Origin of the sequence: Hoyosella sp. YIM 151337, from assembly GCF_026041215.1 — a bacterium.
Taxonomy (GTDB): Bacteria; Actinomycetota; Actinomycetes; order Mycobacteriales; family Mycobacteriaceae; genus Hoyosella.
Genome location: NZ_JAPEIQ010000023.1, coordinates 39323 through 58202 on the forward strand (window position 1 = coordinate 39323; position 18880 = coordinate 58202).

General features: G+C 63.2%; 18 protein-coding genes. 11 read left to right on the forward strand and 7 right to left on the reverse strand.

Annotated features, from left to right (window positions below; all coding sequences use genetic code 11):
• Position 1: 1 nt before the first annotated feature.
• Positions 2-1570, reverse strand: coding sequence for a hypothetical protein (locus ONR57_RS12090; protein ID WP_265123697.1), 1569 nt, complete (start codon positions 1568-1570; stop codon positions 2-4).
• Positions 1571-1650: 80 nt separating this feature from the next.
• Here ONR57_RS12090 and ONR57_RS12095 point away from each other — a divergent pair, with 80 nt between their 5' ends.
• From ONR57_RS12095 to ONR57_RS12125, 7 genes are all read left to right on the forward strand, one after another.
• Positions 1651-2325, forward strand: a complete 675-nt coding sequence (locus tag ONR57_RS12095) for a HEAT repeat domain-containing protein (protein WP_265123698.1) — start codon at positions 1651-1653, stop codon at positions 2323-2325.
• Entirely contained in the window at positions 2319-3308 is a 990-nt protein-coding gene (locus ONR57_RS12100; RefSeq protein WP_265123699.1) for a HEAT repeat domain-containing protein, read from the forward strand. The genes ONR57_RS12095 and ONR57_RS12100 overlap by 7 nt, the downstream gene beginning before the upstream one ends.
• Positions 3309-3376: 68 nt before the next feature.
• Positions 3377-3973, forward strand: coding sequence for an N-acetyltransferase (locus tag ONR57_RS12105; protein ID WP_265123700.1), 597 nt, complete (start codon positions 3377-3379; stop codon positions 3971-3973).
• Entirely contained in the window at positions 3973-4506 is a 534-nt protein-coding gene (locus ONR57_RS12110; protein WP_265123702.1) for a putative immunity protein, read from the forward strand. Before ONR57_RS12105 ends, ONR57_RS12110 begins: the two co-directional genes overlap by 1 nt.
• Positions 4507-4598: 92 nt before the next feature.
• Positions 4599-5084, forward strand: coding sequence for a hypothetical protein (locus ONR57_RS12115; RefSeq protein WP_265123704.1), 486 nt, complete (start codon positions 4599-4601; stop codon positions 5082-5084).
• Between the two features lie 17 nt (positions 5085-5101).
• Complete coding sequence (locus tag ONR57_RS12120) at positions 5102-5386, forward strand: hypothetical protein (protein WP_265123706.1); 285 nt, start codon at positions 5102-5104, stop codon at positions 5384-5386.
• Positions 5387-5459: 73 nt separating this feature from the next.
• The gene (locus ONR57_RS12125; RefSeq protein ID WP_265123708.1) at positions 5460-6158 is read left to right on the forward strand and encodes a TetR/AcrR family transcriptional regulator; all 699 of its coding nucleotides are present in this window, start codon (positions 5460-5462) and stop codon (positions 6156-6158) included.
• On the opposite strand, the gene ONR57_RS12130 is transcribed toward ONR57_RS12125, so the two are convergent.
• From ONR57_RS12130 to ONR57_RS12140, 3 genes are read right to left on the reverse strand one after another with little or no spacing between them, the layout of a single operon-like run.
• On the reverse strand, positions 6150-7898 hold the full coding sequence (locus ONR57_RS12130; RefSeq protein ID WP_265123710.1) for an ABC transporter ATP-binding protein: 1749 nt from the start codon (positions 7896-7898) through the stop codon (positions 6150-6152). The genes ONR57_RS12125 and ONR57_RS12130 overlap by 9 nt on opposite strands.
• Positions 7895-9661, reverse strand: a complete 1767-nt coding sequence (locus ONR57_RS12135; protein WP_265123712.1) for an ABC transporter ATP-binding protein — start codon at positions 9659-9661, stop codon at positions 7895-7897. Before ONR57_RS12135 ends, ONR57_RS12130 begins: the two co-directional genes overlap by 4 nt.
• Complete coding sequence (locus tag ONR57_RS12140) at positions 9654-11204, reverse strand: ABC transporter substrate-binding protein (RefSeq protein WP_265123714.1); 1551 nt, start codon at positions 11202-11204, stop codon at positions 9654-9656. The genes ONR57_RS12135 and ONR57_RS12140 overlap by 8 nt, the downstream gene beginning before the upstream one ends.
• A 147-nt stretch (positions 11205-11351) precedes the next feature.
• Here ONR57_RS12140 and ONR57_RS12145 point away from each other — a divergent pair, with 147 nt between their 5' ends.
• Genes ONR57_RS12145 through ONR57_RS12160 form a run of 4 tightly spaced genes read left to right on the forward strand, consistent with a single transcriptional unit; the run spans position 11352 to position 15806 of the window.
• On the forward strand, positions 11352-12305 hold the full coding sequence (locus tag ONR57_RS12145; protein ID WP_265123716.1) for an ABC transporter permease: 954 nt from the start codon (positions 11352-11354) through the stop codon (positions 12303-12305).
• Complete coding sequence (locus ONR57_RS12150; RefSeq protein ID WP_265123718.1) at positions 12302-13096, forward strand: ABC transporter permease; 795 nt, start codon at positions 12302-12304, stop codon at positions 13094-13096. Before ONR57_RS12145 ends, ONR57_RS12150 begins: the two co-directional genes overlap by 4 nt.
• Entirely contained in the window at positions 13093-14535 is a 1443-nt protein-coding gene (locus ONR57_RS12155; RefSeq protein ID WP_265123720.1) for an ABC transporter ATP-binding protein, read from the forward strand. The genes ONR57_RS12150 and ONR57_RS12155 overlap by 4 nt, the downstream gene beginning before the upstream one ends.
• Positions 14532-15806 carry an MFS transporter gene (locus ONR57_RS12160; RefSeq protein ID WP_265123722.1) on the forward strand — a complete coding sequence of 425 codons (1275 nt, stop codon included), beginning with the start codon at positions 14532-14534 and terminating at the stop codon, positions 15804-15806. The genes ONR57_RS12155 and ONR57_RS12160 overlap by 4 nt, the downstream gene beginning before the upstream one ends.
• Here ONR57_RS12160 and ONR57_RS12165 read toward each other — a convergent pair.
• From ONR57_RS12165 to ONR57_RS12175, 3 genes are all read right to left on the reverse strand, one after another.
• Positions 15762-16547, reverse strand: coding sequence for an ABC transporter ATP-binding protein (locus ONR57_RS12165; protein ID WP_265123724.1), 786 nt, complete (start codon positions 16545-16547; stop codon positions 15762-15764). The two genes, ONR57_RS12160 and ONR57_RS12165, sit on opposite strands and share 45 nt — an antisense overlap.
• Positions 16544-17545, reverse strand: a complete 1002-nt coding sequence (locus tag ONR57_RS12170; protein WP_265123757.1) for an iron chelate uptake ABC transporter family permease subunit — start codon at positions 17543-17545, stop codon at positions 16544-16546. The genes ONR57_RS12165 and ONR57_RS12170 overlap by 4 nt, the downstream gene beginning before the upstream one ends.
• A gap of 62 nt (positions 17546-17607) precedes the next feature.
• The gene (locus tag ONR57_RS12175) at positions 17608-18657 is read right to left on the reverse strand and encodes an ABC transporter substrate-binding protein (protein ID WP_265123726.1); all 1050 of its coding nucleotides are present in this window, start codon (positions 18655-18657) and stop codon (positions 17608-17610) included.
• Positions 18658-18880: the final 223 nt, after the last annotated feature.

Here is an 18880-nt window from a genome sequence, read left to right on the forward strand (position 1 = left end):
GTCACTCGTGACCTGCTCCGAATGCCTCACCCAGATCGACGAGTGGCGGTGGCTGCATGCTCGCGTCTGGCAGCCGCCGTAATCCGCGTGCCACGAGCCAGACCTGACCGTCAGCGGTGGCAGTGAGCCGCGGACACGGATGATGGACAGGCACAGTGATTTCCGGGAGCAGCGTATGCGGATTCAGCCGTGTAAGCAGCCAATACTGGGGGCTTCTCGGGTAGTCAGGATCGGGGCGCAGCGGCCACCAGCCGCCGCGCCCCCTCCCATCGGGTGGGTGGCACACGATCCAGATACTGCCGGCGGATTGCTGGCCTGAAAGTAACCGTCCGCCGAGCATCTGCTCCGCACTGACGGTGAGGTCGGGTGTGATGGCGAAGACGTTGGGGGAGTCGATCACTCGGGGTGGATCGGTCGTGATGAAGGGAAAGTGGCTCACGAAACGGTTCTCGAGTGGCGGGCCGGGGAGCATGCCGTCCGTCACGCTGATCCGCACGATGCGGCCGGTTCCGCGGAAACCGCGCGTTCCCGAATGCTCGCGAAAAAGGAGCAAGAATTCACCGTGACGGGTTGCGGCCATCGACTCCAGCCGCCCGGGCGGGCACTCCGCAGTGAGCAGCACCGACGAATCAGGTCCGGCCAGCATGATCGTTCCCGCATCGTTCTGCGACGTCACAACACAAAGAATGTCACCTGCGACTTCCCCTGCGACGACGTACTCAGACGACACCTGCGAGGCCGGGCTGTTTTGCTGACACCTGAAGAGGCCATCTGGACCACCAGTCCAGCATCCATCGGAAACAGCCCACACATATCGGGAGGGCTCGGTGAGGATTTGCCCGGGGAAGGTGCGGTTGCGCAGCCGCCCCGGACCCGCGCGGTGCACGAGGAGCGGGAGCTTCGCATCGACTATCCAGAGGCTGTCCCCGCAGGCGGACACGTCGCCGGGCACGATCGCGGGCCGTGCCGACCGGTGCGGAACATTGTTGAGGTCGACGTCAACGAGAACGCCGTCCTCCCTGACGAGCTCAGTACCGACGGCGGCATCTGCTGCGGCGCTGCGAAAGTCGGCGTTGAACCACCGCGGGGAGCTTTTAATGTCAGCGTAGCTTTCAGTGCCGCTTACGGGCTCCCACCTGGCGTCTGAGATCAGCCGGTACGTCATGGCAGCCGAACGTACCCGGGTGACTCTGCCATGGACTTCACCGACGGATTCGTACTTAAGCACGCCATGGAAGCGGCCATTGAGGACGACGTTTCCGACCACTGGGCGCGGCGAATGCCATACCGCAGTCCACCTGGGCCCCCGCAGCAAGATAGTCCATTTCGACCGGTCATCACCGCCGGATTGTGTGCCCTGCAGCGTTGGCCGGCCCGAGTGAAGTGGTTCGGCTACCGCGCGTACACGCACGCAAGCAGCGTCAGCACCGTCTGGATCTTCGGTGAAAATCAGCGGAAACGTCGCCAGTTCACCCCGCTGCGGGGGAGTGATCTGGCCGTCTTCGATGGCCAGCTCCGTGACGAGCACCGGCAGAACGCCGGGTGCCGCTTCGTCGCGCTCGGTTGCCACCTTCCGAGGATTGCACACCCGTCGCTGCTTGACCTTGACACACTGACAAGGTTTTGACTGGCACAGAGGAGGTGGCCGCCATGAACACGACTCGCCACAGCACAACGGAGACGCGCATCAGCGCTGCGCTGGCACATTCACAGCCATCGACACGCCTGCAGGCGGCACTCGCCGCTGGTTCGAATCCTGAACCAGAGTTTGTCGAACAGCTTGTCGAGCGGTGCGCGATCGAACCGGACTTCTTCGTCCGAGACATGCTGACCTGGGCGCTGACACGGCAGCCCCGCGAGATCACCGTGCCAAGGCTCATCGCGGAGCTCAGATCCGAGCTCGCTCAGGCTCGGAGCCAGGCTCTGCATAGCCTCTCGAAAATTGGTGACCAAGGCTCGTTCGCAGCGATATCCTCGGACCTGATGCACGATTCCGACGATGAGGTTGCTCGCAGCGCGTGGCGTGCCGCCGTCGCTCTGGTGCCGCGGGGACGGGAAGCCGCGCTGGCGGCTGAACTTGCCACGGAACTGGGCCGCGGCGATCGGGACACGCAGCTTAGTCTTAGTCGTGCGCTTATTGCGCTGGGGGAGACGGTGCCCTCGATCCTGAATGCCGCGGCAGCGCACCATAACCCCCGAGTACGCGCACACGCGATCGCCACCGAGCGGCTGTTGCGCGATCCCGATGGCGAGTTCGCCGTCGCGATCAAACACGCCACGCGCATCGCTATTGGCCCGCCGCCAGTCGGGGATGCAGGATGCTGATCGGGGAAGTGTCGCGGCGCTCCGGGGTGAGCGCCCGGATGCTGCGACACTACGACAAACTTGGGCTTGTGCAGCCAACTGGCCGCACCTCGGGTGGCTATCGAGAGTACTCTCCCGATGATATCCAGCGGATATTCCACGTTGAAAGCCTTCGGTCGCTGGGCTTGTCGCTCCCGCAAATCCGCCGCGCGCTAGACGATCCCGATTTCACTCCGGCAGCTCTCGTCGGCACACTCATCCACCAGACTCAGGAGCGCATCGAGCGCGACAACGAATTGCTCGTACAACTGCAGAGAGTCAATTCGTCCGCACCCACCGACTGGCGCGATGTACTGCGCATCGTCCGGATGCTGCATGCACTCGATTCAGAACACGCCGCACTGCGGCTGCGAGCTGCGCTGTCGGACGACGCGACACTTCCAGCCGACGTGTTGGCGGACGCGATGCTCGCTGAAAATGATCCCAATGTGGCCAGTGCACTGCAATGGGCCCTGGCCCGAGCCGGGAGCGACACTGTGGCATTCGTCGCGCGGGGATTAGCGGCGCCCGACGCTGAGGTACGGCTGCGTGCGATAGCGTCAATTGCTGCGGTGGACGGACCCGAAACGACAGCTCTGCTGACCGGCGCACTCAAAGATCCGGATACGTCCGTGCGCGGGCGCGCGGCTTTGGCCCTCGCCGCCCGCGGCGAGCGGGCAGCTGCTTCGACGCTGATCGACATGGTCGCCGACGGGGTTCGCGATGTCGAGGCCGCTGAAGCCCTGGGGCGGCTCGCGCACATTCCTGAAACGTCCGCGCGGGTCGTAGCGGAACTTGTTGAACGGCTCGGCTCGGACTCCGACCCTCGGATCCGGCTGAGGCTGGCGCAGGCGTTAGCGGAGATTCCGGGGGTTGCAGCAGTGCAGGCTCTTTCAGTACTGACGCACGATGCGGATCCGCCCGTCGCGCGCACTGCACAAGCGATACTGCGTAACCTGGGATAGTTAGTGCGACCATCGCGCGGGAGTCACGAATATGCTCAAATGATCCAGATATCTAGAGGGGTCGCGTGATGGTTGACGTGCCAGAGGTTCGCTCGTTACTTGCCCGGGCGTTTTTCCACGATCCCATGTTCGCCTGGATGTTTCCTCAGGAAGCGATTCGGCTCGATTCGAGCGCTCTATTCTTCGGTTTGCTCACGGAGTTTTATTCGGAGTTTGGGAGCGTCGAAACGGTAGCGTCAGCGGAGGATCCGGACTCCCTCGCTGGTGTGGCGCTGACGCGCGTGTCCGCACGTGATGAGCCGTATCCGCGCGCGCAGACACTTCCATCACTACGGGGATATTTGGCTACGGTCCTCGGCAGCGACCGAGCTGACGCCGTCTTCGGAGGTTTGGCAAGTGTTGACGAGCTTGCCCCAGCGGGTGAACGTTACGTGTACCTCAATACCCTTGGTGTTGAGCCACAGTCTCACGGGCACGGCTACGGTTCCTCGCTCCTCACACGCATCGGTGAGACGGCGAACGCTTCGCAACTGCCAGTGCACCTCGAGACGACGAACCCAGATAACGTCGGGTGGTACGAGAAATACGGCTTCGCAGTCCGGGGGACCATGCAACTTGGCGACGGACCTAACCTGTGGGCGATGACGCGTCAGCCCGTACGGTGATGACAATTGAACTCAGCATGGCCGAGTTGCGGGAAGTCACCGCGTACGCGCTGACCTGCGCGGAGCCCGCACTCGCGATTTTTGACCGCGATGTTCCGGGCGACCGGCGACCGTCTGCCGTGCTCGCTGAGGCACGCATGTCTGCCTCCGGAGGTAAGCGAACACAGCGCCTCCGGGCGGCTGCGCTCGGCGCACACCGGGCGGCGCGGGCCGCGAACGAGATGGGCCTCGACGTGGCCGGCGAAGCGGCTCGCGCCGCTGGTCACGCGGGCGGTGCGGCGTTTCTCCACCCGCTTGCGCGACCTACTCAAGTCATCCACATCCTCGGCTCGGCAGCGTACGCAGCTCACGCTTGTGAACTGGATTCGGGTGGCGACTGGATGGTGGGCGCTGCCTTCGTTCGAGAGGCAACATCGTGGGCGAGCCCCACAGTCGCGAGAGTGCTCTCCCGGTATCCGCAAGCTCCTCCCGGCGGTCGGCGCGCTGGGGAACTCGTGCGGCAGTTAGATACCGCGTTGCGCATGCTGGCCTGAGCGCACTAATCGTTGAGAACGCCCATCTCCATGGCGTGCGGTCAAGTAACGTCGATTTCGCCAGCAGACACCGAAATCACCCTGGGGGACATATGAGTTTGGCCCGCGTCTCTGTCATTGCCGGCGTGGTCGCGATGGCGTCGTTGACCGCAAGCACCGCCATCGCCACCGCGGAACCACCTGCTGCCTCCGGGACTGACGTCACCACACTTCAGATACCGGCCCACGGATTCGTTGTTTCCGGGCTCGTTGTACCCGGCGTCAGCGCTGTTCGCGTGACTGCGACAAGCAATGAACCTGGAGTCGTCACCTTCGCCGCACCAACCAGGCCGGAAGTCTGTGCGACAACGATGGCCGGCAGCCTGGTGCGCATCGACTACCTCAACCTCGCCACCGGTGGCGCGGGATCCGTGATGGTGAAGCCGTGCGAGAACTTCCTGGAAGCGACACCAGTGGAGGCCACGGCGAACATCGGTACAGGGCCGGTTGTGTTCGCCGTGAGTATCACGGGATCCGCATATAGCCCAACTGCCGGGCAGCCCTCGATACCGGGCATCGGAGCTTTCGCGGCGCCGTAGTCATTTAAGGTTGGTGCATGCGGCGACTACCGGCGGTGGTGCTTCTCCTCGTTCTCGGTATTGTCAGCCTGCCGCTCACGGCGTACTTCGCCGATGGGGAGCGGTCGGAGAACTGGATCGTCCCGGTTCAGCTAGTGGCGATGGCGATCGTCGGTGCGCTCGTGGGTGCGCTACTGCCCCTCGCGGGGCCCGGCGCTTCCACTATCCGGCGGATCGGCATTGGCGTGCTAGCCGGTGTCACCATGGCCGTGGTCGGTATTGGGGTCTTCTGGCTGCTCCTCAATGGGATCAGGGGTGCATAACGAACCTCGGGTGCGCGGTTACACCGGTTATGAGGCGCTGGCGACGCACCAATCGAGCGGTAGCGTGAGAGGTATGGTTCAGGCGAACAGCGGGCGGAAACGGCGCTCGCGTCCGGCAGCAGGTCTGCCAGCGATAACATCAGCCCTGATTGTCGACGCAGCATGCACATTAACGGCGGAGACTGGTGTCGAGGACTGGACGCTTCGCCAGCTTGCCGCGGTACTGAACGCTTATCCGGCGGTTATCTACCACCATGTGGGCGACCGTGAAGCCGTCGTGGCGGAAGTACTCGAACGCGTTGTCGCGCAGGTTCACGTTCCCAGCGACGATCTAGCATGGCGCGCGTGGTTCGCGGAACTGCTCACCGACATGCGCAGGGTATTGCGGAGGTATCCGGGAGTCGCGCGCAGGCTCGCGGTGCACGGGCCGACCGTGCCCTCAGCGCTGGCCATCATCGATCAAGGCGTCAGTAAGCTGCGCGCGGGAGGCTTTGGGGATCACAGCGTCCTCGTCTACAACCACCTGCTGACTCAGGTCTGCCTCTTCATTGCGCATCAGGATGACCGCGATGCCGCCGCGGAAGTCCGGTTGCGCAGCAGCGAGGTTTTCAGCTCGTACCGGGACCGCGCGGATCTTCCCGGTCTAGCGGAAATGGGCCGCCTGGTGCATGAAATCGGACAGCAGCCAGACGGCGCCTCGCGGTACTTCGACGAGTTCTTCACGTTTACGCTCGAGCGTGCACTCGATGGTGTGGCGCCGCTTTCAACGTAGCGTCCTCGCATCTGCCTCGCCATGCGTAATCCGCCAGCCAGCGGCGTCGCGCCGCTGCTGCCAAAGCCGCCGATAGAGATCGTTGCGTTCGAGCAGAGCCTCGTGGGAACCAGCATCGAGTACCTCACCACGCTCCAGCACGATGATCTGGTCGGCCGCCATTATCGTCGGGAGCCGGTGCGCGATAACGACGACAGTACGTTCGCGTGCCAGTTCGGCCAGCGCCGCTGTGACTGCCGCCTCGTTGTCGGCATCGAGCGCCGCCGTCGCCTCGTCTAGCAGGACGATAGGAGTGTTCTTCAACAGTGCGCGCGCGATCGACACGCGCTGTCGCTCACCACCCGATAAGCGTGAACCACCCTCTCCCACACGGGTATCTAACCCATCTGGCAGGCGTTGGACCACCTCATCAAGGCGGGCCCGGGTCACCACAGCAGCGATGTCCGCGTCAGATGCGGTGGGGTTGCCCATGCGAATGTTGTCCGTGATCGTGCCATCAAAGAGATACACGTCCTGAAAAACCATGGCGATCTGCCGCATCAACGTCTCGGCTGGTATGTCGCGAACGTCATGGCCCCCAACAGCGACAGACCCATCGGAAACGTCCCAGAAACGGGCAATCAACCGAAGCACCGTCGATTTGCCAGATCCAGACGGGCCGATGAGCGCCGTGAGGCCTCCGGGTTCACACGTGAAAGAAACATTGCGCAGGACCAGGGTGGCGTCATAACCAAAGCTGACGTCGCGGAACTCGATACTTCCGTCACTGGGCTGCTGCGGACGATGGGGCTCGGGCAGCGGTTTCGCATCCAGTATTTCGCTGACTTCGTCGAGCGCGGCACGTGCGAGCTGAATGCCGTTGCCGTAGGCGGCGACGTGTGTCAGGGGCTCGGTAAACCGGACAGCAAGAAGAAGAGCACCAACAGTCTCCGCAACACCGATTTGTCCGCCGAGAACGAGGTATACCGCCAACATGACAACGACGGCTAATCCGGCTTCGATCAGCAGCATGTAATCCGCGAGCGGGCGCTGGGCTCGATTGAGACTGCGGCGCGTGGCCGCCCGGTCGGCGTCAAGTTCACGCGCGAGTGTCGTCCAGCCTTCTTCGGTGCGTCCTGAGGCTCGCAGTACAGCTTGTGCCTGCGCGAACTCAACGATGCGCGCGGTGACAGTTGCGTGGGCGGCACCTTCCGCAGCATGCTCCGGCGCTGTGCGGCGCTGAACCCGCCGATACAGTAGCCACGCCAGCGGGCCGACAGCTGCCATCGCCAGAGAAAGACGCCAGTCAACGAAAAGTAGCACTAAAACGACTGTTACGGGTGTCGTGACTGCGATCACTAGTTGCTGCAAGAACGCCACGGGAACGTTCATGGCGTTTTGCAGCGACGTCGACATTACGGATGAGAGTTCTCCGGCGCGGCGGGCATTGAACCAGCCTAGGGGGAGTTGCACGACATGATTGGCGATGCGGCGCATCAAGGCATCGGTCACGCGTTCGATCCCGACGTAATAGCCTTTGTGCGAGGTCACCATGAGCGCGATACCGGACACGACCGCGCCGCCCGCAGCGAACGCGAACCACGACCAGGCACGTCCAGTTTGGCCGTCGATCAGTGCGCCGAGAAGGGGGATGAGCGCAGCGAACACGATGCCCTGCGCGACACCCGCGATGGCGTAACCCGCAACCTGCCCCCGTAAGCCAGTGGACCCACCCAAGATTCGTTCCGTCTGGCCGATCATGCTGGTACACCTTCTTCCTGTGCGCGCCACAGGTGCGCGTAAAGTCCATCAGCTCGCAGCAAGTCGACGTGGGTGCCCGATTCAGTGACGGTGCCGTCATGCAGCACCACGATCTGGTCGGCCTCACTGATCGTGCGCAGCCGGTGCGCGATCACGAGGACGGTGCGGCCGCGTGCCAGCACGGAAAGTGCTTCCTGGATCTTGGTTTCGTTTTCGGGGTCGGCGTGTGCAGTGGCCTCATCGAGGATGACGATCGGGGCGTCTTGCAGTAACGCACGAGCTATCGTCAGCCGTTGCTTCTCGCCGCCTGAAAGCACGGCCTGATCTCCGAGGAGGGTGTCATACGCTCCGGGCAGTTCAATGATGCGCTCATGGATGTTCGCAGCTCGTGCCGCGGCTTCGACCTCAGCATGGCTAGCCGATGGCCGTCCGAGCCGGATGTTGTCTCTGATCGTTTCGCGCAGAAGAACGACGTCCTGGAAAACCGTCGCTATCTTGGCGAGAAGCTCAGCCGGAGCGATTTCGCGAATGTCGTTCCCGCCGATGCGAATTGCGCCCGCTGTGACGTCCCAGAACCGCGGAATCAGCGCGGCAACAGTCGATTTCCCAGAACCGGACGGCCCAACAAGCGCGGTGACCGTCCCCGGTTCCAACCGTAAGCTGATATTCCGGAGTACGGTGGCACCTTCGTCGTACCCGAACGTCACGTCGTCGAAGTGAACGCCGTATCCACTGAGCAGTTTCGGGTTAGCGGCCACAGGCAGTGACGGTTCAGAAAGCACGCGGTCGACGCTTGTCGCGGCAACCTTGGCCGTCCGGATTGCCCCCAAGAGCTGGCCGAGCAGCAGTATTCCGGTCGGTAAACCAACACCGACGGCGAGGAACGGGAGCACGTCGGCGACGCTCATCCAGCCCATCGATACGAATGTCATACCCACGGCGGTGATCCAGACGATGAGCATCGCTGGGGAGAAGAGGAAGTTCATCGCGTTGATGCCACGTCCGGTTGCCGACATCCACAGCAGTCCGATTGTGGTGAGCTGGTCAGCGGCTCGGTCGAATCGCTTCATCCCATGGCTGCGTTCACCGTATGTCTTAACGACCTCAATGCCGTCGGCGAGTTCGACTGTCGCATCTGCGAGTTCGGAAAGCGCCCGGTCGTAATCGTCCATGTAGAGTGCGTAGACGCGTTGCATCATGGGCATCACGGCCAGAAAGACGGCGATCACATAGCCGACGACCAGGAGCGTGAAACGCCAGTCGATGATCGCCATGTAGACCACTGCAGTGAGTGGGGCTATGACCGCGGAGGTCACGTCACCAATGGTGTGCGCGATAATCACGTGCATTCGTTTGACGTCCTGCGAGACCGCCTTCGCGACGGTCGCGGAACCGTTTCTGCGGAACCAGCCGAGCGGCAGCGCTCCCAGGTGTCGTGACAGCCGCGCCCGCGTCACATAACGGAACTCAGCGTCCGCGTAGTGACACATCTGCGTCGCGGTCCCGTATAAGAGCAGCCGGGCTAACGCTGCTGCGACACCGACTATTGCCCACGCCCACACTGCACTGGCGTCCTGGATGCCGTGCGTGATCAGCGCTCGTCCAATTTCGGCAACCGCGATGAACGGGATCATCGATGCAACGGCAGATAGCGCAGCCAGAACGCCGCCCGCGATGAGCGAGCGCCGGACCGGGTGCATCAACTTGGCTAGCGCTCCGGGTGTGATGACACTCGACCCAGAGCGATTCCCAGAATCAGGCATGGTGAGCTTCTCCTAGGTAGGGGTACTTGGCGTGGCCTCGAGTCTCAAGTCCCTGCACGCCGGAGCGCGCCAAGCTGAGCGTGTCAGCGAGACCCCAAATGACCGTGTTCCCGTCCGTGAACATCCGGTCTTGCACCATGTTCCAGTGACGCTGGCGCTCAGCGTCGTCCGTGGCCGCCATCGCGGCCGCCAGCGCGTCACAGTATTCAGCGTCGTCGAAGGCCATCGCGGGATCATGCGCATTGAGGCGGCCATATAACACGGCGAGAGGCGCGGAGGGCGCGGAGAATGCAACACCATTCGCCGCCGCAAGGCCCTCCGACTCGTAGAACTCAGCGAGCCCCACGATTTGAGGCCGTGCCTCCAGCCCGATCTCCCGCCATTGTTCACAGGCGAGTTCGCTACTCGCATTAAAGCCGCTTTCCCATTCAGCGGTGCGAATAGTCACCGGTGCGTTCGCGGCGCCGGCCGCACGCACGAGTTTGCGCGCCTCGTCGAGATTGCGAGGCAGCGGGTCCCGGTCCGAGAAGTACGGGGCACCAGCGCTCACGAGGTCGTTGCCGGGTATGCCGTAGCCCAGGAAGACTGTGTCGACGAGCGTTTGTCTATCGAGGGCAAGTTTTGCGGCCCGGCGCACACGGGGGTCGTCAAAGGGGGGACGCGTGGTGTTGAGCACAAACCCCATGGACGTTCTGTGGCGGGATCCTGCAGTGTCGAGCTCGATATCGGCCGCCGAGATGCCAGCTCGCGCAGTTGTATACGGTATGTCACTGGTGTAGTCGGCCTGTCCCGAAATGATCGAATTGACCTTCGCTTGCGGGTCGGTGACACTCAGGATGCGGAGTTCTTGGCTTGGCGCGGAACCGCCCCAGTATTCGTCAAAACGGGTAAGCACTGTTTCCCTGCCCGCAGCAAAGGCCGTCACGCGGAACGGTCCCGTTCCAATCGCAGTTTCTGTGGTGAATGCGCCGGAGCCGTCTTTCACCATCTTCGCGGGAAACGCAGCAAGCATCGTCGCGGGATCGCCGAGGGGCTGCAATGTGGGTACCCACACGCTGTGTTCGCTGCGGATCTCGATGCCCGCCATATCGAAGTAAGCCTGGAGTTCGCTGGGGTACAGACGCTCAGGGGAACTCATGTACTCGAAGCTGTATTTGACGTCTGCCGCCGTGAACGCACTTCCGTCATGCCAGCGAACATCGTCGCGGAGATTGAGGATGAAGCCACGCGCGCCGGGACTGACGACGACATCACGCGCCAGGCCGGGCAGCGTTTCGCCCTCGCCAAGAAAAAACAGATTCTCGTATACGACGTCGTTGCGGACGAAGTCGGCAGGTGCTGCCGTGGCGTAGGGATCGAGGGTTTCGCCGGCTCCGCCGCCCGTGAAAACCGCACGGAATGCTCCGCGGGTTGCCTCGGACGCATCGTTTGGGCCCCGCCCATTGCCCGCAGACGGTGACGCTCCGCATGCGGTGAGGAGCGCCGTCGTGCCAGCAGCACCGAGCGTCAGCCCGGCGAGCCTCAGCGCATCACGTCTTTTCATGACCATTCGCCATCCTTAGTAGGGTACCCTAATGACTTGAACATAGTTCAAGCTAGACCGCAAGTGCTTCGCGGCCTACACTGAACGCCACTCTATTGGAAACCGTTGTCACTTTGAAGTAGGTGGCTACGCATCTAGGACGGTCCCATGATTTGTCTCCTGCTGCTGCGGCGTGCCGCGCTCAATCTTGGCCTTTTGGCAATGTTGAGCATCGCGGTGTTCGCGGGCGTGCATGCCCTGCCCGGAGACCCGGTTGTGGCAAGACTGGGGCCAACCGCCTCCGCCGAGCAGATTGACGCGGCAAGATCAGCACTGGGCCTCGATCAGCCTGTTCTCGTCAGGTATGGCGAGTGGGCGTATGGCTTGGCCCAAGGCAACCTGGGCCATTCGATTACCGGTACCGCGGTTACCGACATCATTGCCGATCGCATTGGTAACTCGCTCCTGCTGGCTGGTCTGGCGATGCTGCTGCTTATGCCGACGTCCCTGGCGCTAGGCGTGCTCGCCGCCCGGCACCGAAACTCCGGCGCGGACCGCGGTATCTCAGCCTCCGCCCTCGTGCTGGTTTCACTGCCTGAGTTTCTGATCGCTACAGGACTCATCGTGGTGTTCGCTATCGCATGGCCGCTGTTTCCGCCGGTCTCGCTCATCCCGGCGGGCAGTTCGCCGATGCAGCACCCCGCGGCGCTGGTACTGCCCGTTGCCACGCTGTTCCTTGTGGGTCTGGCCTACGCGACGCGCGTGATCAGGGGAAACTCGGTGGCCGCGTACCAGTCACGCAGTGTCGAATACATGAGACTGTGTGGTGCGCGCGAGTGGCGAATCCTCCGCAGTGGAGTGCTTCCTGCTGTGCTGCCCACCGCCATTCAGGTCTGGCTTCTTACTGGAGTGGCGCTCGTGGGCGGCGCGGTCCTCGTTGAGCGTGTGTTCAGCTACCCAGGTGTCGGTGACACGCTCGTGCACGCGACAGTGACGGGTGACCTGCCAGTTGTGCAGGGGCTGACACTGATCCTCGCCGCCGTAATGCTCGCCGCCCTCACACTGGGTGATATCGCGGTCGTCCTCATGACACCGCGTCTTCGAACGGAACTCGCCACGTGAAAGCTCGATATGTTGCATTGGCACTAGTCACTGCGGGTTCGCTGTTTATTCTCGCAGGCCCTATGCTGGCGCCGCACGCGCCGGACGTCACCGTAGGGCCCGCATACAGCCCGCCGGGCGAGGCCGGACTTCTCGGAACCGACCATCTCGGGCGTGATATCACCTCTCGAATGTTGCACGGCGGATCGTCGGTGATAGCGACCAGTGTCCTTGCCGCCCTCGGGGGAACTGTCACGGGGGCTGCCATTGGACTGACCGCCGCGCTGTCGCTGACTGGGCGGCGGTGGCTCGAGGCATTCCTCATGCGCCCGGTTGACGCAGTGGCCGCAGTACCGCCGATAGTCCTGTTGCTGCTCGTGCTGACCGCGATGCCGGATCGGGCGGGTCTGATACTCGCGGTCGTCGTTATCACGGCACCATTGTCAGCCCGTGTGATCCGCGCGGCCGCGGTCCAGACTGCGGGACGCACCCACGTCGAGAGCGCGGTCGCGCGGGGGGAGAAGTGGTACTGGCTGGCGGGGCGTGAAGTCTTGCCGCTTATCGCCGGCACCGTGGCGGCTGATCTTGGCATCCGCTTTGTGGCAGCCATCTATGTTGTCACTGCTGCCGGGTTCCTGGGAGTAACTGCCGGGCCCGACAATTGGGGCAGGCTCATCGCAGATACGCTGCCAGGCGCTGCGCTTCAGCCGTGGGCTCTCATCGCACCAGTCAGCGCTATAGCGGTGATCACCGTAGCGGTCAATCTGATCGCTGACCGAGTGTTACACGACGCTCGGGGCGTGCTCGCATGAGCCACATCATAGAGCTGCGGGGCCTGACCATCACGTCATCTGATGGGCCGATCATCAGCGACGTCACCTTTGCTGTCGGTCCGGGCGAATGCGTGGCACTCACGGGGCCATCCGGTTCGGGGAAGTCCACTATTGCGCTTGCGACGCTCGGACACACGTCTCCAGGCCTGCGTGTAAGCGGCGGACGCGTGTTGGTCCGCGGTGCGGATGTACTGCCGGAACCGCCAAGCTGGCTGCGCGGCAGAACTGTTGGGTACGTGCCACAGGACCCGGGCCCGGCACTGAATCCGTACGTTCGTGTGCGCACCACCCTCCTGGAGGCGCTGCGTCACCGTCCGCCGCGTCGCAAACGAAAGCAATCCGTAGCGTCCATGCTCGACAGGGTCGGCTTGCCGACCGAATTAGCCCGCAGGTATCCACACCAATTGTCAGGCGGCCAGCAGCAGCGCATCCTCATCGCTGCCGCACTCGCCGCCGAACCTGAGGTTCTCGTGCTGGACGAGCCGCTCACCGCACTCGATCCCGCGACAACGCGAGGCATACTCAACCTCCTACGGGAGGTACGCGACTCTGGGGTCGCGCTGGTTCTCATCAGCCATGACCACGACGCCGTGAACCTGATTGCCGACCGTCGATATCAGGTCTGCGCAGGCAGGGTCAGCGCAAGTCGGGGCCCACTACCTCGGTCGGTGCCGGCCCCGCCCCCAAGGGACGGGCACCAACCCGTCGTACTGACAGTTAGCGGTATATCGGCGCGCCATCAGCGCGGTGAGCCACTCTTCGCGCGGCAATCAATTTCCGTCAGAAAGGGCGAGAGCGTCGCGCTTCTCGGCCGTTCAGGCAGCGGTAAGACAACGTTTGCGCGGTGCATCGCAGGCTTCCATGTGCCCTTCGAGGGCGTCTTGAGGTTGTCCGATGGCGAACCCGTTCCGTGGCGCATCCAGGATCGGGACCGGGATCACAAGGTTGCGATACAGATGGTTTCGCAGAGTCCCGCCGAGGCACTTCACCCACACCAAAGCGTGCGGACAGCACTCGCCCGGCCGCTGTGGACACTGCACCGCGTTCGGGCGACAGAAGAACACATCACCCGGCTTCTCGGCGCTGTTGCTTTGCCGGGCTCATTCGGGAATCGGCTACCGGGCGAATTATCCGGGGGGCAGCGGCAACGAGTCGTCCTCGCTCGCGCGCTCGCCGCCAGGCCCAGCGTTTTGATTTGTGACGAGGTGACCGCCGCGCTCGACACTGACACTCGTGCAGAAGTACTCGCCCTCATTGGCGATTTGCAAGCGCGCGAGAACCTGGCCGTAATCCACATCACTCACGATGAATCCGTCGCATCCCATTCCCAGCGAACGCTCACTCTTGCTGACGGCGCGTTCGCAGCGTCGCCACACTCAGGGGCCCGCCTCGCATACGCAGGGAGAAATCTGTTATGACACCCACATTCCGTCGGCTATTGATCGTACTGCTCGCCGGTTTCACGGCGCATCAGATGTTGGTTCCGCTCGTTGCACCGCTCGCGCGTGCGCTGGTTCTCACTGAGACCCAGATGGGCCTTGTAGTGTCGGTCTCGGCCCTCTCGCTCGCCGCATCTAGCCCGCTCTGGGGCCGTGCGCTCGACGCATCCGGACCGACGGCCGTACTTGTGAGCGGATTATCCTGCGCCACAATCGGGCTGGCGGGTTTCGCGGCCGCTGTGTACGCGGGTCTCCACCAGGGTCTTGAGCCTACGATGGTGCTGACCATCATGCTCGTCACGCGGAGCGTGCTATTCGGGGCCGGAATCGCCGCACTGCCAGTGGTCGCCATCGCGGCTGCCACTGCGTCCGCACGGGATCAGGTCCAGCGGACCAAGTCCATTGGCTACGTCGGTGCCGCGCAGGGTCTCTCGCTAGTTCTGGGGCCTGCGGCGGGCGGCGCGCTCGCTGTGGCTACGTTGATGGCACCGCTTATCGTTTCACCAATCGTCCTTGCGCTGCTCGGTGTGTGGGTGGCGGGCCGCGTGCGCCCAGACGTACGCGCCGGACAGGCCGATACAGTGCCACGCGAGCGTCTCCGGCCCTGGGACACGAGAGTGTCCGCCGCACTAAGTATCGCGTTTCTCTTATACCTGTCCCTAGCTCTGATCCAGGTAGTTATCGGCTTTCTGATTGCCGATCGCCTCCAACTTGGCCCGGAACAGACCGCTGGCGCGGTGGGAATCGCGCTCTTCCTGACGGGTGTCGTGCTCGTCGCCACGCAGGGTGCGCTTGTACCGCGGTTAAGCTGGCCCGCGTTGCGGCTCGTTCACGTCGGGACACCGATCGTGGTCGCGTCGTTCATGCTGCTGCTGGCAGCCGGGCAACTATGGTCTATCACTGCAGCCTTCATGTTTCTCGCGCTCGGCCTCGGGCTCGCTATTCCGGGTTTCACGGTGCTGCCAACGCTAGCGGTCGGCGAACGCCAGGCAGGCGCTGTAGCTGGCTTGATCACTGCGACGACCGGGCTCACCTTTGTTATCGGCCCGGTCGCGGGCACAGCGCTGTACGAAGTGAGCGAGTATGCGCCTATTGCGGCATCAGTCGGTGCGGCAACGGCGGCTGGCATCATTGCCTTTTCGTCCCCCGCGCTGCGTGAGGCTAAAGGATCGAATGGTGGCGAAAGCCCCGCCCCGCGTGAAGCCTCAATGCGCCAGAACGGGAAGGGGACCCGGTTCGAACAGGATTGACAGTCGTCCCTTGACCTCGTCGACCACAACTTCGGCGCAGACGTTGTAGACGGCGGCGATCAACTCAGACGTCAGGACGTCGGCGGGCTTGCCGCCGGCGACAACTCGCCCATCCTTGAGCACGACCACATGGTCACAGAACATGGCCGCAAGGTTGAGGTCGTGCAGCGCAATGACGCTCGTGACGGGCAGCCGACTGACGAGCGCGAGCAACTCCAATTGATGGTGGATGTCGAGGTGGTTAGTCGGCTCGTCCAATAACAGCTCACGCGGGTTCTGCGCGAGAGCACGGGCGATCTGAACCCGCTGCTTCTCACCGCCGGACAGCGTGTGCCACAACCGATCCGCCTTCGCAGTGAGGCCCGTGTGCCCAAGTGCGGCGCTCACAGCAGCGTCGTCGCTAGCCGGGTTACCACCGAACGTTCCGCGGTGCGGGATTCGTCCAAGACGCACAACATCGCGGACCGCAATGTCGACTTCCGTGTCCACTTGCTGACTCACCACTGCGACCGCACGGGCAATGTCTTTGCGCCGCAACGTCGCTAGGTCGTTGCCGTCGAGTGTCACGACTCCGGTGGTTGGGCTAACGACGCCGTTGAGGAGACGCAGGAGTGAGGACTTGCCGGACCCATTGGGTCCGAGCAGGCCTACTGACGCACCTTGTGCCGGCGTGACTGTCACGCCGTCGACAACCAGAGACCCGCCACGATTCCAGGTGACATTTTCGGCGTGCAGTGTCACTGGGCCCTCCTCCGCCGGGACAAGATGACGATAAACACAGGGACGCCCACGAGGGCGGTTCCAACACCCACGGGCAGCGGCGTGGGCGCGAACGCCACACGGGAGATGGCGTCCACCCACACCATGAAGACAGCCCCCATCACAATCGTTGCGGGAATCAGCCGACTGTGCCGGGAGCCGACCAGAAATCGAGCCGCGTGCGGGAGTACGAGCCCCACGAAGCCAATGGCACCGGCGACGCTGACAAGCGTCGCGGTGATGAGCGCGGTAACCACGAGAAGCAGCAGCCGGATCTTCGTGACCGAAATACCAAGAGATGCAGCGACGTCATCACCGAACGCAAAGGCGTCGAGAACATACGCGTAGTGCAAGCACACGGCGGTGCCCAGCACGACGATCACGGAACACAGCACCACGTCGTTCCAGCGCACACCCTCGAGCGAACCGAGGAGCCAGAACATCACGCCCCGGGTCTCGTCGGAGTCGGCGAACGCGAAGATGACGAACGACGTGAGTGCCGAGAACAGTTGGGTACTGGCCACCCCCGCGAGAATGACGCGATCGTTGCTGCCGCCCGAGAGGCGCGCAAGCAGCAACACCAGCCCGAACGCGACGAGCGAACCGACAAAAGCGCCGCCGGACAAGCCGAGTGCAATCCCGCCCACGCCGAGCACGCCAACGACGACAGCACCCGTGGACGCGCCGGAGGAGATCCCCAGGATGAACGGGTCGGCAAGCGGATTCCGGAGGAGGGACTGCATGATGACACCGCACAAACCCAGTCCAGCGCCGCATGCTGCGGCGACTAGGGCGCGGGGGAGCCGTTCCTCCCACACGATCGCGTCCTTGGCGGGTCGCACTGGGATCTCCATTAGCCCTGCGTGATTAAGCAGGATGTCGCGGACATTGACCATCGAAACCTCCGCTGGCCCGAGCGTGATCGCGGCAAGGATCGAAATCACGAGCGCGAGCAACCCCGCGCACGTGCTCAGCGCCACGAGCGCCCACCGCCGCCTAACCAGTGCGCGCCCACCGGTTTCCGCGGGCCTGAGCGTCACGGTCAAGAGGTGACCTTCAATTCGCGCAGGCCCGCGGCCAGTTTCTCGAGGCCGTCAACTGTGCGAATCGAGGGGTTCATTTCTGCCCCATGGAGCGCGATGTAGTGCCCGTTGCGCACCGCATCGAGGTTCTTCGTGAGGGGGTCTGACTCGAGAAAGGCGGTCTTCTCGGCTAGAAGATCCCCGGGGAATCGGTTACGCAACAGGTCACCGAGCACGAGCACATCCGGGTTACGTTCGACCACCGATTCCCAGCCGACGGCCGCCCAGTCGTCATTGATGTCCGCGAACGAGTTTTCCGCACCGACCTGCGTGACGAGCAGGTTCGCGGAACCGAGACCACCAGCCATATAAGGGCTCCTCGTATCGGCAAACCAGAACGCCATCGAAACATCTGCGGACCCGATACTCGCCAGGGCGGCCGCTTCACGGTCCTGCAACTCGTCGATCAGCTCCTCGCCTCGCCGACTGACGTCGAACACGGCCGCGAGTTCGCGGATCTCCTGATAGAGCGCGTCCATCGTCAGTGGGTTCGTGCGCTTGCCACCTCCATTGATGCTTACGCCGTTATCGCAGTCGGTTGGGGAAAGGTAGGTTTCCATCCCGGTTTCCGCGAAGCGGGCGCGTTCAGCCACGCCCCCCTGCTTGAAGTGCCGTCCGAACGACGCGGTGACGAAGTCGGGATCGGATCCGAGTACAACCTCAAACGTCGGAGCGTTGTCGGCAAGCCTCGGGACCGAAGCGTTGGCATCCGCGAGGTTGTCGCGGATGGGGTCCGTCCACGATGCAGTGCCAACCACCCGATCGGCCAGGCCAAGGGATAGCAAGATCTCGGTCGACCCCTGGTCCAGCGACACCACTCGCTGTGGTGCTTCATCGACGGTGACCTGCTCGCCGCAGTTTTCGAGGACAAGCGGGTAGCTCGTTGCCCCCTCTCCGCCCAGGGCGGTACCGCCGTTATCTATAGCTTCGGATTGCCCACACGCGACGAGTACGCTCGCTAATACAGTGGTGAGAGCAAGGATGCCCACGCGGCTCACGGAAGTTCTCATGCTCGTTAGTGCCTTCTGATTGTCCATTATCGGTCCGCTACTCGAGCGCGAGTAGAGCCAGCGATCAGAAGACGCGCGCGAGGAAGCGCGAGAACATTATCACAAAGCTAACCCTAACCTAACTAATGGGCCGGCGATCGTGGTGCCCGGTACGCCGCCGCGACGACTACCTTCACCGAAACGGCAAGGGTGCCAGAAGAACACCCTAGGGTTGGTTATTCTC

What these genes read in the sequence shown, in the direction of transcription:
- ONR57_RS12155 (WP_265123720.1), top strand. Translation starts at nt 13,093, where the DNA reads ATGAGCCACATCATAGAGCTGCGGGGCCTGACCATCACGTCATCTGAT.
- ONR57_RS12110 (WP_265123702.1), top strand. Translation starts at nt 3,973, where the DNA reads ATGACAATTGAACTCAGCATGGCCGAGTTGCGGGAAGTCACCGCGTAC.
- ONR57_RS12125 (WP_265123708.1), top strand. Translation starts at nt 5,460, where the DNA reads ATGGTTCAGGCGAACAGCGGGCGGAAACGGCGCTCGCGTCCGGCAGCA.
- ONR57_RS12145 (WP_265123716.1), top strand. Translation starts at nt 11,352, where the DNA reads ATGATTTGTCTCCTGCTGCTGCGGCGTGCCGCGCTCAATCTTGGCCTT.
- ONR57_RS12135 (WP_265123712.1), bottom strand. Translation starts at nt 9,661, where the DNA reads ATGCCTGATTCTGGGAATCGCTCTGGGTCGAGTGTCATCACACCCGGA.
- ONR57_RS12095 (WP_265123698.1), top strand. Translation starts at nt 1,651, where the DNA reads ATGAACACGACTCGCCACAGCACAACGGAGACGCGCATCAGCGCTGCG.
- ONR57_RS12105 (WP_265123700.1), top strand. Translation starts at nt 3,377, where the DNA reads ATGGTTGACGTGCCAGAGGTTCGCTCGTTACTTGCCCGGGCGTTTTTC.
- ONR57_RS12120 (WP_265123706.1), top strand. Translation starts at nt 5,102, where the DNA reads ATGCGGCGACTACCGGCGGTGGTGCTTCTCCTCGTTCTCGGTATTGTC.
- ONR57_RS12140 (WP_265123714.1), bottom strand. Translation starts at nt 11,204, where the DNA reads ATGAAAAGACGTGATGCGCTGAGGCTCGCCGGGCTGACGCTCGGTGCT.
- ONR57_RS12130 (WP_265123710.1), bottom strand. Translation starts at nt 7,898, where the DNA reads ATGATCGGCCAGACGGAACGAATCTTGGGTGGGTCCACTGGCTTACGG.
- ONR57_RS12115 (WP_265123704.1), top strand. Translation starts at nt 4,599, where the DNA reads ATGAGTTTGGCCCGCGTCTCTGTCATTGCCGGCGTGGTCGCGATGGCG.
- ONR57_RS12175 (WP_265123726.1), bottom strand. Translation starts at nt 18,657, where the DNA reads ATGAGAACTTCCGTGAGCCGCGTGGGCATCCTTGCTCTCACCACTGTA.
- ONR57_RS12100 (WP_265123699.1), top strand. Translation starts at nt 2,319, where the DNA reads ATGCTGATCGGGGAAGTGTCGCGGCGCTCCGGGGTGAGCGCCCGGATG.
- ONR57_RS12160 (WP_265123722.1), top strand. Translation starts at nt 14,532, where the DNA reads ATGACACCCACATTCCGTCGGCTATTGATCGTACTGCTCGCCGGTTTC.